General features: G+C 70.8%; 12 protein-coding genes. 1 reads left to right on the top strand and 11 read right to left on the bottom strand.

What is annotated here, in order from left to right; all coding sequences use genetic code 11:
- The first annotated feature begins 71 nt into the window (after positions 1-71).
- Positions 72-1,076 (top strand): type IV toxin-antitoxin system AbiEi family antitoxin domain-containing protein, encoded by a 1,005-nt coding sequence (locus ABD086_RS21925; RefSeq protein WP_343910182.1) that lies wholly within the window; start codon positions 72-74, stop codon positions 1,074-1,076.
- Positions 1,077-1,158: 82 nt separating this feature from the next.
- On the opposite strand, the gene ABD086_RS21920 is transcribed toward ABD086_RS21925, so the two are convergent.
- From ABD086_RS21920 to uvrA, 11 genes are all read right to left on the bottom strand, one after another.
- Positions 1,159-1,518 (bottom strand): RNA polymerase-binding protein RbpA, encoded by a 360-nt coding sequence (locus ABD086_RS21920; protein ID WP_343910180.1) that lies wholly within the window; start codon positions 1,516-1,518, stop codon positions 1,159-1,161.
- Between the two features lie 25 nt (positions 1,519-1,543).
- A complete protein-coding gene (gene secG / locus ABD086_RS21915; protein WP_343910179.1) occupies positions 1,544-1,774 on the bottom strand; it encodes a preprotein translocase subunit SecG in 231 nt (76 codons plus the stop codon).
- Between the two features lie 31 nt (positions 1,775-1,805).
- Positions 1,806-2,576, bottom strand: a complete 771-nt coding sequence (tpiA, locus tag ABD086_RS21910; protein WP_343910258.1) for a triose-phosphate isomerase — start codon at positions 2,574-2,576, stop codon at positions 1,806-1,808.
- A gap of 27 nt (positions 2,577-2,603) precedes the next feature.
- Positions 2,604-3,818, bottom strand: coding sequence for a phosphoglycerate kinase (locus ABD086_RS21905; RefSeq protein ID WP_343910177.1), 1,215 nt, complete (start codon positions 3,816-3,818; stop codon positions 2,604-2,606).
- A gap of 2 nt (positions 3,819-3,820) precedes the next feature.
- Positions 3,821-4,819, bottom strand: a complete 999-nt coding sequence (gene gap / locus ABD086_RS21900; protein WP_343910175.1) for a type I glyceraldehyde-3-phosphate dehydrogenase — start codon at positions 4,817-4,819, stop codon at positions 3,821-3,823.
- Between the two features lie 131 nt (positions 4,820-4,950).
- Positions 4,951-5,937 carry a DNA-binding protein WhiA gene (gene whiA, locus ABD086_RS21895; protein WP_343910174.1) on the bottom strand — a complete coding sequence of 329 codons (987 nt, stop codon included), beginning with the start codon at positions 5,935-5,937 and terminating at the stop codon, positions 4,951-4,953.
- Positions 5,938-5,959: 22 nt separating this feature from the next.
- Positions 5,960-6,961, bottom strand: a complete 1,002-nt coding sequence (locus ABD086_RS21890) for a gluconeogenesis factor YvcK family protein (RefSeq protein ID WP_343910172.1) — start codon at positions 6,959-6,961, stop codon at positions 5,960-5,962.
- Positions 6,961-7,836 carry an RNase adapter RapZ gene (gene rapZ, locus ABD086_RS21885; protein WP_343910170.1) on the bottom strand — a complete coding sequence of 292 codons (876 nt, stop codon included), beginning with the start codon at positions 7,834-7,836 and terminating at the stop codon, positions 6,961-6,963. The genes ABD086_RS21890 and rapZ overlap by 1 nt, the downstream gene beginning before the upstream one ends.
- Entirely contained in the window at positions 7,837-9,801 is a 1,965-nt protein-coding gene (uvrC, locus tag ABD086_RS21880; RefSeq protein WP_343910168.1) for an excinuclease ABC subunit UvrC, read from the bottom strand.
- A 76-nt stretch (positions 9,802-9,877) separates the two neighbouring features.
- Positions 9,878-10,288 carry a Rieske (2Fe-2S) protein gene (locus tag ABD086_RS21875; protein ID WP_343910166.1) on the bottom strand — a complete coding sequence of 137 codons (411 nt, stop codon included), beginning with the start codon at positions 10,286-10,288 and terminating at the stop codon, positions 9,878-9,880.
- A gap of 67 nt (positions 10,289-10,355) precedes the next feature.
- Positions 10,356-13,391, bottom strand: a complete 3,036-nt coding sequence (gene uvrA / locus ABD086_RS21870) for an excinuclease ABC subunit UvrA (protein ID WP_343910164.1) — start codon at positions 13,389-13,391, stop codon at positions 10,356-10,358.
- Positions 13,392-13,481 lie beyond the last annotated feature (90 nt).

The following is a 13,481-nucleotide window of genomic DNA, read 5'->3' as shown; positions in this document are numbered from 1 at the left end:
CCACTGCAGATGTTGTCCACAGATTGCGATCGAGCAGGGGCGAGACCGCGCCGGGCGGGAAGTGCTCGGTCATGGACATCGACGACATCATCGCGAGCGCAAGCCTCGTCGGGGAGTTCCCGATCCCTGCACTCGAACCCTTCACCTACCGACAGGCTCTCGACGCAGGCGTCACTCGACACCAGCTGACGCGCCTCGTCAAGGCGGGTCTCCTGCGCCGCCCACTCCGACAGGTCTACCTCGCGACGGAGGCGGGTGACTCTCTTGCCGTGCGCGCAGCTTGTCTTCGCCTCGTGGTGCCACAGGACTGCGTGGTCGTCGACCGGCACGCCGGCTGGCTCCTCGGCGCCCAGATGATCCTCCGGCCGGGCGAGCACCTCGACCTCCGACCGCTCTCCCTGTTCCGGCCGTCCGGACACGGTCGGCTCCGCAACGACCTGTCCGCCAGCGGCGAGCGGAACCTCAGCGTCGACGACGTCATGGAGATCGGCGGCCTGCAGGTCACGACGCCGATCCGCACCGCGTGGGACCTCGGACGGGTTCGCTGGACCGACGATGCCATCTCTGGCCTCGATGCCATGTTCCGCCTCGGTTCCTTCACCATGGACGAGTTCCTCGACGGCATCGAGCGATTCCGGGGCATGCGCTGGGTCACCACCCTCCGGGCCATCGGCCCACTCGCTGACGGACGCAGCGAGTCACCCGGCGAGTCCGTCCTCCGGCTGCGATGCATCGAGGCGCAGGTCCACGTCGTACCGCAGGTCGAGATCTATGGCGACGGGGCGCTCATCGCGCGCCTGGACCTGGCGAACGAGGACCTACTGCTCGGATTCGAGTACGACGGCGACGAGTGGCACAGCACGCCGGAGCAACTGGAGCACGACCGGACGCGCCGCCGCGACGTCGCCGAGCGCGGCTGGCTGCCGGTTGCGCTGCGCAGCGACGACGTCTTCGGACGCCAGCGCCTGTGCGACCGGATCATCCGCGAAGCAGCTCACGAGGCGCGGGTTCGGCGCGGCCTACGCGTGACCGGATCTGCACAACCGCCGAGTCGCCACCTGTTCGGCCTGCAGTAGCGCCGAGTCGGCACCTGTCCGGCCTGCACTAGCGCCGACTCGGCACCCGTTCGGCCTGCAGTAGCGCCGAGTCGGCGGTCGCTCAGAAGATGATGTCGCCGGACTTGCGGCGGGAGCGGAGCAGCTCGAGGGCCTCGTCGAGGATGTCGGCGGCCTCCTGGTCGGAGCGCCGCTCCTTCACGTAGGCCAGGTGCGTCTTGTAGGGCTCGATCTTCGGCGCCGGGGGCGGGTTCTCGGAGTCGAGGCTGGCCGGCAGGCCGCACTTGGGGCAGTCCCAGGTGTCGGGCGTGGTCGCCTCGGTCGAGAACGTCACCACCGAGCGGTGCTCGTTGGCACAGAAGTACGTCACTGCCTGACGCGGGGCGGCTTCGCCGCGCTCCGCCTCACCCATCGGGCCGGCCCCCACCCGGCTCCCGCGAATAGCGTTTCCTCCACCAGCCACGGAACGGTTCCCTTTCTCAGATGTGTCAGTACGCCAGCAGGAGCCCGAGGGCGATGACGCAGGCGAACCAGATGACGCCGACTCCGACCGTCAGCCGGTCGAGGTTGCGCTCCGCGACGGACGAGCCGCCGAGTGAGCTGGAGACGCCACCACCGAACATGTCCGAGAGACCGCCGCCACGACCCTTGTGCAGCAGCACGAGCAGGATCATGAGGGCGCTGGTGATCATCAGCACGATGGTGAAGAGCAGTTGCACAGTACGGAAGCCTACGTCAGAGAGTCGGAGATCAGATGATCGGCATGTCGTAGAAGCGGCAGATCGCTCCGAACTCGTCCGCCTGGAGGCTCGCGCCCCCCACGAGGCAGCCGTCCACGTCGGCCTGCGCCATGATGCCGCCGACGTTGGCGGCCTTCACGGACCCCCCGTACAGGATGCGGACGCCGTCCGCGGCCGCGTCGCCGTGCGCCTCCCGCACCTGGGCGCGGATCGCCTGGCAGACCTCCTGCGCGTCGTCCGGGGTCGCGACCTCGCCCGTGCCGATCGCCCAGACCGGCTCGTACGCGATCACCAGGCTCGCGACCTGCTCGGAGGTGAACCCGGCGAGCGAGCCGACGGTCTGGGAGATGCAGTACGGGACGTGCTCCCCGGCCTGGCGCACCTCGAGGCCCTCGCCCACGCACACGATCGGCGTCATGCCGCCGGCGTGCGCCCTCCGGGCCTTGGCCGCGACCAGCTCGTCGGTCTCCCCGTGGTACTGCCGCCGCTCGCTGTGGCCCACGACGACGTAGGTGCACCCGAGCTTGGCCAGCATGCCGGCGGAGATCTCGCCGGTGTAGGCGCCCGACTCGTGCTGCGAGACGTCCTGGGCGCCGTACTTCACGAGCAGCCGGTCGCCGTCCACCAGCGTCTGCACGGACCGCAGGTCCGTGTACGGCGGCAGCACGACGACCTCGCACTTCGCGTAGTCGTGCTTCTTGTCCGCCAGCGTCCACGCCAGCTTCTGGACGAGCACCACCGCTTCCTGGTGGTTCAGGTTCATCTTCCAGTTCCCCGCCATCAGCGGGGTGCGATTGCCAGACACGCGCTAGTCCTCCAGGACCTTGATGCCGGGGAGCTCCTTGCCCTCGAGGTACTCGAGGCTGGCGCCACCGCCGGTCGAGATGTGGCCGAACGCCGACTCGTCGAAGCCGAGCCGGACGATCGCGGCCGCGGAGTCGCCGCCGCCGACGACCGAGAGGCCGTCGACCTTCGTGAGCGCCTCGGCGACGGCACGGGTGCCCTCGGCGAACGCGTCGACCTCGAAGACGCCCATCGGGCCGTTCCAGAAGACCGTGCGGGCGTCGGCGAGAGCCGCGGCGAAGGCGGCCCCGGACTCCGGGCCGATGTCGAGACCGAGGGCGTCGGCCGGGATGGCGTCCGCGGCCACCACCTGCGGCTGCGGCTCGCGGTCACCGGACGGGAACTCGGTGTCGACCACGATGTCGGTCGGCAGCACGATCTCCACGCCGGTGTCGGCCGCGCGCTGCAGGTACGACCGGCAGGTGTCGAGCTGGTCCTCCTCGAGCAGGCTCTTGCCGACCTCGTGGCCCTCGGCCTTCAGGAACGTGAACACCATCCCGCCACCGATCAGCAGCTTGTCGGCCTTGCCGAGCAGGTTGTCGATCACGCCGAGCTTGTCGGAGACCTTCGAGCCGCCCAGCACGACGACGTACGGGCGCTCCGGCGACTCGGTCAGGCGGCGCAGCACCTCGATCTCCGCCGCGACGAGCTTCCCCATGGCGTGCGGGAGGCGCAGCGCGACGTCGTAGACCGAGGCCTGCTTGCGGTGCACGACGCCGAACCCGTCGGACACGAACGCGTCGGCGAGTGCGGCGAGCTGGTCGGCGAAGGCGCCGCGCTCGGCGTCGTCCTTGCTGGTCTCGCCCGGGTTGAAGCGGACGTTCTCCAGCACCGCCACCTGGCCGTCACCCAGCCCGGCGACGGTCTCCTGGGCGCTGTCGCCGACCGTGTCGGTCGCGAATGCGACCTCCTGGCCGAGCAGCTCGCCGAGCCGCGCGGCCACCGGGCGGAGCGAGTAGCGCTCCTCGGGCGCACCCTTCGGCCGGCCGAGGTGGGCGACGACCACCACCCGGGCGCCGGCGTCGGCCAGCTCCCGGATGGTCGGGACGCTCGCCCGGATCCGCTTGTCGTCGGTGATCGTCTGCCCGCCATCGGGCTGAGCCTCCAGCGGCACGTTGAGGTCCGACCGGACCAGCACGCGCTTCCCGGCGACGTCGCCCAACCCGGCGTACTCCCCCATCGTCAGAGCGTCTCGCCGATGTAGGCGATGAGGTCGGCGAGGCGGTTGGAGTAGCCCCACTCGTTGTCGTACCAGCCGAGGACCTTGACCTGGTTGCCGATCACCTTGGTGAGCGGCGCGTCGAAGATGCACGACGCCGGGTCGGTCACGATGTCGGTGGAGACCAGCGGGTCGGTCGAGTACTTGAGGAACTTGCCGTCGGCCGCGGCCTTGACGATCTCGTTGATCTCCTCGACCGAGGTCTCGCGCGAGGCCTCGAAGGACAGGTCGGTCGCCGAGCCGGTCGGGACCGGGACGCGCATGGCGTAGCCGTCCAGCTTGCCCTTCAGCTCCGGGAGCACCAGGCCGATCGCCTTCGCGGCGCCGGTGGAGGTCGGGACCATGTTCAGCGCGGCGGCGCGGGCGCGGCGCGGGTCCTTGTGGATGTTGTCCTGCAGGTTCTGGTCCGCGGTGTAGGCGTGGATCGTGGTCATCAGGCCCTTGTTGATGCCGATGCCCTCGTGCAGCGCCTTCGCCATCGGCGCCAGGCAGTTGGTGGTGCACGACGCGTTGGAGATGACGGTGTGCGCGGCCGGGTCGTACGTCGTGTGGTTGACACCCATCACCACGGTGACGTCCTCGTTCGAGGCGGGCGCGGAGATGATCACCTTCTTCGCGCCGCCGCTGTCGACGTGCGCGCGCGCCTTGGTGGCGTCGGTGAAGAAGCCGGTCGACTCGACGACGACGTCGACGCCGACGTCGGCCCACTTCAGGTTCGCCGGGTCGCGCTCGGCGAAGGTCTTGACGACCTGGTCGCCGACCCTGATCTCGTCCTCGGTCGCCGTCACGTCGGCGTCGAGCCGGCCCAGGATCGAGTCGAACTTGAGCAACGGCGCCAGGGACTTGTTGTCCGTGAGGTCGTTGACGGCGACGATCTCGATGTCCAGGCCCGAGGCGCGGACGGCGCGGAAGAAGTTGCGGCCGATCCGGCCGAACCCGTTGATACCTACTCGAACGGTCACTGCGTGCTCCTGCTTCTCGTCGATCAGGGTGCCAGGGGGTCGGTTCCGACCCTATCGCCTGGGCGTGCGGGCCCGGACCGGCGTCCGGGCTACGTACGGGTAACGAACCGAGGGTCCGGGAGCCCGAGCCGTCAGGCCTCGTCGGCCAGCATGTCCGGGGTCAGCGACGCCTCGGTGTCGGGGATGCCGAGCTCCTCGGCCCGCTTGTCCGCCATCGCCAGCAGGCGGCGGATCCGGCCGGCGATCGCGTCCTTGGTGAGGACCGGGTCGTGCAGCTGCCCGAGCTCCTCCAGCGACGCCTGTTTGTGCTCGAGGCGCAGCTCGCCGGCCATCCGGAGGTGGTCGGGTACGTCGTCGCCGAGGATCTCCATCGCGCGCCCGACCCGGGCGCCGGCCGCGACGGCGGCGCGGGCGGAGCGGCGCAGGTTGGCGTCGTCGAAGTTCGCGAGCCGGTTCGCGGTCGCCCGCACCTCGCGGCGCATCCGCCGCTCCTCCCACGCCATCAGGGACTCGTGGGCGCCGAGCCGGGTGAGCAGCTGGCCGATCGCGTCGCCGTCGCGGATCACGACGCGGTCGACGCCGCGCACCTCGCGGGCCTTCGCGTGGATGCCCAGTCGCCGCGCCACGCCGACCAGCGCCAGCGCCGCCTCGGGCCCGGGGCAGGTCACCTCCAGGGCGGACGACCGGCCGGGCTCGGTGAGCGAGCCGTGCGCGAGGAACGCGCCGCGCCAGGCCGCGACCGCGTCGCAGCCACCGCCGGACACGACCGCCGGGGGCAGGCCTCGCACCGGTCGGCCCCGCTGGTCCAGGAGCCCGGTCTGGCGGGCCAGGGCCTCGCCGTCCTTGACGACGCGCACGATGTACCGGCTGCCCTTGCGGATGCCGTTGCCCTGGACCATCACGACGTCGGACTGGTGCCCGTAGACCTCGGCGACGTTGGTGCGCAGCCGGCGCGCGGCCGCCCCGGTGTCGAACTCGGCCTCGACGACGATCTTCCCGCTCACGATGTGCAGGCCACCGGCGAACCTCAGCATCGAGGCCACCTCGGCCTTGCGGCAGCACGTCTTGGTGATCTGGGTGCTGGCCAGCTCTGCCTTCACCTGGGCCGTCATCGCCATGGGGCCGATCCTTTCACGCCCGTCAACGCGCTGCGTCGGCCCCTTCGGGAGAACCGCCCATGACCGCGGAGTACGCCGCGGCGAGCTTCACCGGGTCGTGCCTCGGCGAGCCGTCGTCGCACGCGACGTCCGCGACCACGAGCCGCGCGCCGGTCGCCTGCACGACCTGCTCGAGCTCGGGCTCGCGTGCGTGGCGGGTGTCGGCGAGGACGGTGTCGACGCGCAGCTCGGGCGCGTGCTCGGCGAGCACGGCGAGGTGGTCGGCGGCGCCGAAGCCCGGGGTCTCCCCCGCCTGCTCGTCGAGGTTCAGGGTGACCACGACCCGGGCGTCGCTGCCGACGATCGCGCCGCGCAGCGCCGGGACCATCAGGTGCGGGATCACCGACGTGAACCACGACCCCGGGCCGAGCACCACCCAGTCCGCGGCGTGCACGGCGTCCACCGCCTCGGGGCACGGCGTCGGGTCGGGCGGGTCCAGCGCGATCGACGCGATCACACCGTCCGTGGTCGCCACCTCGACCTGGCCGCGGACCGGCGTCAGCCGGTCCGGGTCGTCGCGGTCGAGGCCGCGGACGTGGGCGGTGATGTCGAGCGGCGTGAGCGCCATCGGCAGCACCCGCCCCGACGTGCCGAGCAGCTTGCCGACCCAGTCCAGCGCCGCCACCGGGTCGCCGAGCTGCTCCCAGAGCCCGACGATCAGCAGGTTGCCGATCACGTGGCCGCGCATCTCGCCCTGCCCGGCGAAGCGGTGCTGCAGCACCCGGGCCCAGGTGTCGCCCCACCGGTTCTCCCCGCAGAGCGCGGCGAGGGCCATCCGCAGGTCGCCCGGCGGGAGGACGCCGAACTCCGAGCGCAGCCGGCCGGAGGACCCGCCGTTGTCGGCGACCGTCACCACCGCGGTGAGGTCGTCGACCACGAGGTCGTCGACGAGCAGGCGGAGCGCCTGCAGGGTCGCCGCGAGGCCGTGCCCGCCCCCGAACGCGACGACGGACTGGGCCCGCAGCTGGGAACGGTCCGACGCCATCACTCGCGCCCGAGATCGCGGTGGCTGGCGCGCGTCTCGTAGCCGGCCGCCTTCAACCGACGGGTGATCTCCTCGGCCATCGCCACGCTGCGGTGCTTGCCACCGGTGCACCCGACGGCGACCGTCATGAACCGCTTGCCCTCCCGCAGGTAGCCCTCGGCGACGCCCTCGAGCACCGGCACGTAGGCGTCGATGAACTCCGCCGCGCCGGGCTGGCTCATCACGTAGTCCGCGACCTCCTTGTCCCTGCCGGTGCTGGCCCGGAGCTCGGGAACCCAGTGCGGGTTGGGCAGGAACCGCATGTCGGCGACGAAGTCGGAGTCGACGGGGATGCCGTACTTGAAGCCGAAGCTCGTCACGGTGACCTTCAGGCGGGTGTTGTCCGGGGTGCCGAACGCCTCCGCGATCCGGTCGGTCAGCTGGTGCACGTTGAGGGCGGTGGTGTCGATGACCAGGTCGGCGTCGCTGCGCAGGTCCGCGAGCACCCCGCGCTCGCGCTGAAGCCCGTCCAGCAGCCGGCCCGCGCCCTGGAGGGGGTGGGGACGGCGGGCCGCCTCCTGGCGGCGGACCAGGACGTCGTCGGTCGCCTCGAGGAACACCAGCGTGGCGTGCCGGCCGGTCGCGCCCTGGGCGAGGTTGGCCTGCAGGGTCTGGAAGAACGAGCCGGACCGGACGTCGACGACCACCGCGATCGGCTGCTCGACGCCACGGCTCTCGTCGACCAGCTGGACCACCTCGCGGAGCAGGCTCGGCGGCATGTTGTCGACCACGTAGTAGCCGAGGTCCTCCAGCTCCTTGGCCGCCGTGCTGCGGCCGGCCCCGGTCATCCCGGTGACGACCACCAGCTCGCCGTGATGGTCATGCGACTGCTCCACTCAGGCCTCCTCGATCTCGCCGGTCGCGGTGTTCACGCGGACGCCAGTCTTGCCCTTCGCCTGCGCGACCGCATCCTTGATCGCAGCGGCGGTCCGCGGGCCGATGCCCGGCACCAGCGCGATCTCGTCGGTGGTCGCCTCGCGGAGCTTCTTGAGCGACCCGAAGTGCTTGAGCAGGGTCTTGCGGCGCACCTCGCCCAGTCCCGGCACGTCGTCGAGCACGCTCTCCACCATCGACTTCGACCGCCGGGAGCGGTGGTGGGTGATCGCGAACCGGTGTGCCTCGTCGCGGATCCGCTGGAGCAGGTACAGCCCCTCGCTCGAGCGGGGCAGGATGACCGGGTCCTCCTGGCCCGGCAGCCACACCTCCTCGAGCCGCTTCGCCAGCCCGACGACCGGGATGTCGACGATGCCCAGCTCCTCCAGCGCGCGCTGCGCGGCGGCGACCTGCGGCGGGCCGCCGTCGACGACCACCAGTCCGGGCGCGTACGCGAACTTCCGCGGCCGGCCGGTCTCGGGATCGACCAGCATCGGACCGTTCTCGGTGACCCGCTCCGTCGAGCCGGCCTGCTCGTCGAGCAGCCGGCGGAACCGGCGGGTGATCACCTCGTGCATCGACGCGACGTCGTTCTGGCCGTCGACGCCGCGGATCACGAACCGGCGGTACTCGCTCTTGCGGGCCAGGCCGTCCTCGAACACGACCATCGACGCGACGACCTCGGTGCCCTGCAGGTTGGAGACGTCATAGCACTCGATGCGCAGCGGCACCTCGTCCAGGCCCAGCGCCTCCTGGAGCTCCTCGAGCGCCCGGTTGCGGGTGGTCAGGTCGCTGGCCCGCTTGGTCTTGTGCAGGGCGAGGGCCTGCTCGGCGTTCTTCTCGACGGTCTCCTGCAGCGCCTTCTTGTCGCCGCGCTGCGGCACCCGGATCGCCACCTTCGACCCGCGCAGGTCGCTGAGCAGCTGCTCGTAGGTCGCGTGGTCCGGGGGCAACGCCGGCACCAGGATCTCCCGCGGGATCTCGTCCGGCCCGGCGCCGGCGTACAGCTGCAGGATGAAGTCGTCGACCAGCTTGGCGGTGTCGCCCTCGTCGACGCGGTCCGCCACCCAGCCGCGCTGGCCGCGGATCCGGCCGCCGCGGACGTAGAAGATCTGGACGGCGACCTCGAGCGGGTCCTCGGCCAGCGCGACCACGTCGGCGTCGGTGCCGTCGCCGAGCACCACCGCCTGCTTCTCGAGCGCCTTGCGGATCGCGCCGAGATCGTCGCGGAGCCGCGCCGCCTTCTCGAAGTCGAGCTCCTCGGAGGCGGCGTACATCTCCCTCTCGATCCGCTTGACGAACGCCGTCGTGTGCCCGGCCATGAACTCGCAGAAGTCGTCGACGATCTCCCGGTGCTGCTCGGCGCTGACGTTGCCGACGCACGGGGCGGAGCACTTGTCGATGTAGCCGAGCAGGCAGGGTCGGCCGATCTGGGCCGATCGCTTGAAGACGCCGTTGCTGCACGAGCGCATCGGGAAGACCCGCAGCAGCAGGTCGACGGTCTCGCGGATCGCCCAGGCGTGGCTGTAGGGGCCGAAGTAGCGGGTGCCCTTGCGCTTGGCGCCGCGGCCGACCATCACCCGCGGGAACTCCTCGCCGACGGTCACCGCCAGCCACGGGTAGGACTTGTCGTCGCGGTACTTCACGTTGAACCGCGGGTCGAACTCCTTGATCCAGGAGTACTCCAGCTGCAGCGCCTCGACCTCGGTCTTGACGACCGTCCACTCGACGCTCGCCGCGGTCGTCACCATCGTCGCCGTGCGCGCGTGCAGGTGGCGGACGTCCTGGAAGTACGACGACAGCCGGGCGCGCAGGTTCTTCGCCTTGCCGACGTAGATGACCCGACCCTTCGGGTCGCGGAACCGGTACACCCCCGGCTGGGTCGGGATCGACCCCGGTTCGGGCCGGTACGACGCAGGCGATGGCACGTCCCCAACCTTACGGTCCGGGTGCGACAGCGCCCCCCTCGTGGTGCCGGTGGTGTCGGTGGTGTGGACGGTGTCGTCAGGCCGTGACGATCTGGCCGCCGTCGTCCTTGACGTCGACGCGGGGCAGCGGCGTCGTGGCCGGGCCGTTCTCGACCGCGCCGTTCTGGATGGAGAACTTGCTGCCGTGGCAGGTGCAGTTGATGGTGCCGTTCGCGACCGTGGACACCGGGCAGCCCTGGTGGGTGCAGATCGCCGAGAAGCCCTCGAAGGTCCCCTGCGTGGGCTGGGTGACCACGATCTTCTGATCGGCGTAGATCTTGCCGCCGCCGACCGGCACCTCGGAGGCCGGGCCGAGCGTCAGGCCGGCCTGGGCCGTCGACTCGGTGGCGGTCGACCCGCCGCCGGAGCTCCCACACGCCGCGAGGAGCGGAGCCCCTGCTGCGACAGCGGCTGCTCCGGTCAGGGCGTTGCGGCGGGTGAGCGACATCGGTCGTCCTCTCGGGCTGGTGGTCGTTGAATCTTCACCGTACCCACGGGGTGGTGGGCGCCCGGGTTCAGCTCGCCTGGCGCCGCGGCGCCGTCTTCTTCGCCGTCGTCTTCGCCGTCGCCTTCGTGGTCGCCTTCGTGGTCTTCTTGGCTGCCGTCTTCTTCGCCGCGGTCTTCCGGGCGGGCGCCTTCGCCGCGGCGGCGCGCCGGGCCTTCGGCTGCTCGGCCTCGCGCCCCTCGAGCAGCGGCGCGAGGAACTGCCCGGTGTAGCTGTCCGGGTTGGCCGCCACAGCCTCGGGCGTGCCCTCCGCGACCACGGTGCCGCCGCGCGAACCGCCCTCGGGGCCCATGTCGACCAGCCAGTCGGCGGTCTTGATGACGTCGAGGTTGTGCTCGATGACCAGCACGGTGTTGCCCTGGTCGACCAGCCGGCCGAGCACGAGCAGCAGCTTGCGGATGTCCTCGAAGTGCAGACCGGTGGTCGGCTCGTCGAGCACGTAGACGGTGCGGCCGGTGGACCGCTTCTGCAGCTCCGAGGACAGCTTCACGCGCTGCGCCTCGCCGCCGGACAACGTGGTCGCCGGCTGACCGAGGCGGACGTAGCCGAGCCCGACCTCGACGAGCGTCTTCATGTGCCGCGCGATCGCGGGCACCGCGGCGAAGAACTCCGCGGCCTCCTCGATCGGCATGTCGAGGACCTCGGCGATCGTCTTGCCCTTGTAGTGCACCTCGAGCGTCTCGCGGTTGTAGCGGGCGCCGTGGCAGACCTCGCACGGGACGTAGACGTCCGGCAGGAAGTTCATCTCGATCTTGATCGTCCCGTCGCCGGCGCACGCCTCGCAGCGGCCGCCCTTGACGTTGAACGAGAACCGGCCCTGCAGGTAGCCGCGCATCTTCGCCTCGGGTGTCGAGGCGAACAGCTTGCGGATGTGGTCGAAGACGCCGGTGTACGTCGCCGGGTTCGACCGCGGCGTGCGGCCGATCGGCGACTGGTCGACGTGGATGACCTTGTCGACGTGCTCGAGGCCGGTGATCTTCTGGTGCCGGCCGGGAACCGCGCGGGCGTTGTAGATCTGCTTGGCCAGCGAGGTGTAGAGGATGTCGTTGACCAGCGTCGACTTGCCCGATCCGGAGACGCCGGTGACCGCGACGAACAGACCCAGCGGGAACGAGACGTCGACGTTCTGGAGGTTGTGCTCGCGGGCGCCGTGCACCGTGAGCTCGCGGCCCTTGGTGCGCGGCCGGCGCACCGCGGGCACCGGGATCTCGCGGCGGCCGGAGAGGTACTGGCCGGTCATCGAGTCGGGGTGGGCGAGCAGCCCGGCGACATCGCCGCTGTGCACGACCTGGCCGCCGTGCTCGCCGGCACCGGGACCGATGTCGACGACCCAGTCGGCGACCCGGATCGTGTCCTCGTCGTGCTCGACGACGATCAGCGTGTTGCCGAGGTCCTTGAGCCGCACCAGCGTCTCGATGAGCCGGTGGTTGTCGCGCTGGTGGAGGCCGATCGACGGCTCGTCCAGCACGTAGAGGACGCCGACCAGCCCGGCGCCGATCTGGGTCGCCAGCCGGATCCGCTGCGCCTCGCCACCGGAGAGCGACCCGGACGGGCGGTCCAGCGACAGGTAGTCGAGACCGACGTCGAGGAGGAAGTTCAGGCGCTCCTGGATCTCCTTGAGCACCCGCTCGCCGATCTGGCGCTCGCGCGGGGTCAGGTCGAGGTTGCGGAGGTAGTCCGCGGTCTCGTTGATCGGCAGCGCGCAGACCTCGGCGATGTTCTTGCCGCCGTCCTGCAGCGAGGCACCGAGCGTCACCGCCATCGACACCGGCTTGAGCCGGCTGCCGCCGCACGCCGGGCACGGGACCTCGCGCATGAAGCCCTCGAAGCGCTCCCGGCTGACGTCGGACTCCGCCTCGTGGTGGCGCCGCTCGATGTAGGAGCTGACCCCTTCGAACTCGGCGTAGTAGGCGCGCTGGCGTCCGTACCGGTTGCGGGTGACGACGTGGACCTTGGTCGGGTGGCCGTTCAGGATCGCCTTCTGGCCCTTGGCCGGCAGGTCCTCCCACGGCGTGTTCAGGTCGAAGCCGAGCTCCTCGCCGAGCGCGCCCATCAGCCGCAGGAAGTAGTCGGAGACGTGCGCCTGGCTCCACGGCTGGATGGCGCCCTCCCCCAGCGTCGCCTGCGGGTCGGGGACGACGAGCTCCGGGTCGACCTCGAGCCGGGTGCCGAGACCGTGGCAGGTCGGGCAGGCGCCGAACGGCGAGTTGAACGAGAACGACCGCGGCTCGAGCTCGTCGGTGTCGATGGGGTGGTCGTTCGGGCACGCCATCTTCTCGCTGAACTTCAGCTCGCGGCCCGGGTCCTTGGGGTCCAGGTCGACGAAGTCGAACAGCACCAGACCGCCGGCGAGCTGGAGCGCGGTCTCGACCGAGTCGGTGAGCCGGCGCTTCGAGGACTCCTTGACCGCGAGCCGGTCGACGACCACCTCGATGGTGTGCTTCTTCTGCTTGTCGAGCTTCGGCCCCTCCGACGACAGAGTGTCGAGCGAGTAGGTCTCGCCATCGACCCGGGCGCGGGAGAAGCCCTGGGCCTGGAGCTGCTTGAACAGCTCGACGTACTCGCCCTTGCGGCCGCGGATGACCGGGGCCAGCACCTGGAACCGGCGGCCCTCCTCGAGCGCGAGGATCCGGTCCACGATCTGCTGCGGCGTCTGCCGCTCGATCGGCGCCCCGCACGTCGGGCAGTGCGCGCGGCCCGCGCGGGCGTAGAGGAGCCGGAGGTAGTCGTAGACCTCGGTGATGGTGCCGACGGTGGAGCGCGGGTTCTTGGAGGTGGACTTCTGGTCGATCGACACCGCGGGCGACAGGCCCTCGATGAAGTCGACGTCGGGCTTGTCCATCTGGCCGAGGAACTGGCGGGCGTACGCCGACAGCGACTCGACGTACCGCCGCTGCCCCTCGGCGAAGATCGTGTCGAACGCCAGGGAGGACTTGCCCGAGCCGGACAGCCCGGTGAAGACGATGAGGGAGTCGCGGGGCAGGTCGAGCGACACGTCCTTGAGGTTGTGCTCGCGCGCACCTCGGATGATGAGCTGGTCCGCCACTGACTGATCCCCTCGCTTCGAACAGGTGTTCGCCATCGTAACCGGCGCGAACCAGTCATAACGAACCCGCGCCCGCCCGTGTTCCCCACA

It is taken from the genome of Nocardioides aquiterrae, from assembly GCF_039526625.1.
GTDB lineage: Bacteria > Actinomycetota > Actinomycetes > Propionibacteriales > Nocardioidaceae > Nocardioides > Nocardioides aquiterrae.
The sequence above is the reverse complement of the archived record's forward strand: the minus strand, read 5'-3'. Positions and strand labels throughout refer to the sequence as shown.